Below are 1,451 nucleotides of genomic sequence, written 5' to 3' on the forward strand. Positions count from 1 at the left end.
GAGAATATTTCTTCCAGGGAACCGTTGGTGATTCTTTGTTCTTACGTCAGGATATCGATCAACAGACAGCATTCATAACATTAGATCAAAATTCTGGTTCTATTCAGGTATCCAAAGTCCCTGAACCTGCTTCTATGTTGGGTTTACTGGCCTTTGGGATATTGGGTGTAGGCTCAACTCTGAAGAAAAAGCAAGCCTCTTGCTAGGAAGTAGGGCTTTCTAGTTAGAGGTTGCCAATTTTAGTTTAATGAATCTCTATTCTAGCTCCAATGATTAAGTGAGTTGGTGAGTCTATTATCCAGCCTTATCAGTTCGCGATCGCTCGAATACTTATGTCAACAAGTATTCGAGCAATCACTGATAACTTGGTTAAAAATACTTCATGTGCCAGTTGAAAGGGCGGTATGAGGGTTATATGCACAAGCTTAAATATAATGCTACAATCCCCGAAGTTTAAATTTAGACATTATGCATGATTCAGGAGCTAGCAAATCAACTATTGTGATCATCACCAAAGTCTAAAGTCTGTGTTTATAAAGAGCCTAAAGTCTTTACACAATCTGATATTTTAATTTTTAAGTCTTTTATGCAATACAAAAACTATCTTTTAAAATTAAAATTATTCAGAAAATTTATAAACAGAGCTTAATCCAATCTTAATCAACAAATCTTTAAACTTAAATTGAGTAATAAAAGTGGCAGCCATTACTGAAATTAGCAATAAGTCCGCTGATCTCAAGCTGTCTTTACAAAATTCACAAATAGCTCATGCACATTCTGATCTATTCCTACAACTATCATCCAGAGCCGATTGGAATTGCTCCATTAATGACTGAATTGGCGGAAGGACTAGTAAAGCGAGGTCATGAAGTGCGAGTGATTACGGGAATGCCCAACTATCCTCAGCGCGAAATTTACGATGGATATCGGGGTAAGTGGTATATTACTGAACAAAAAAATGGCGTAACCATTCAGCGAAGTTATTTGCGAATTAAGTCTAAACCTAACCTCGTAGATCGGCTGTTGCTGGAGTTAAGTTTTGTTTTTACGAGCTTACCCCAAGCCTTTAAAGGCGGACGCCCCGATGTAATTATCTTAACAGTTCCGCCTCTATTCGGTACGTTACCAGTAACAATATTTGGTTGGTTATACAACTGCCCGGTAGTTCTAAATGTGCAAGATATTTTACCAGAAGCTGCGGTACGTATCGGGCTATTAAAAAACAAGTGGATGATCCGAAGTCTTGCAATCCTAGAGAAGTTTGCATATCGGACGGCACACACTATTAGTGTCATCGCTGATGGGTTTCGTGAGAATTTAGTGAATAAGGGAGTACCTGTTAATAAAATCGTTTGTATTCCCAATTGGGTGAATGTAAATTTTATTCGACCTTTACCGAAACAAAACAACTCTTGGATATCTAGCCATCAACTCGATGGAAAATTTGTAGT

The 1,451-nt window shown here is 37.8% G+C and carries 2 protein-coding genes; both read left to right on the plus strand.

The window, feature by feature from the left end; translation table 11 throughout:
* A partial coding sequence (locus RRG12_RS44150; RefSeq protein WP_420763367.1) for a PEP-CTERM sorting domain-containing protein occupies positions 1 to 206 on the plus strand: 206 nt, incomplete at its 5' end.
* Positions 207 to 768: 562 nt separating this feature from the next.
* A partial coding sequence (locus RRG12_RS44155) for a glycosyltransferase family 4 protein (protein WP_420763368.1) occupies positions 769 to 1,451 on the plus strand: 683 nt, incomplete at its 3' end.

This window comes from Nostoc sp. CALU 546, assembly GCF_048836525.1.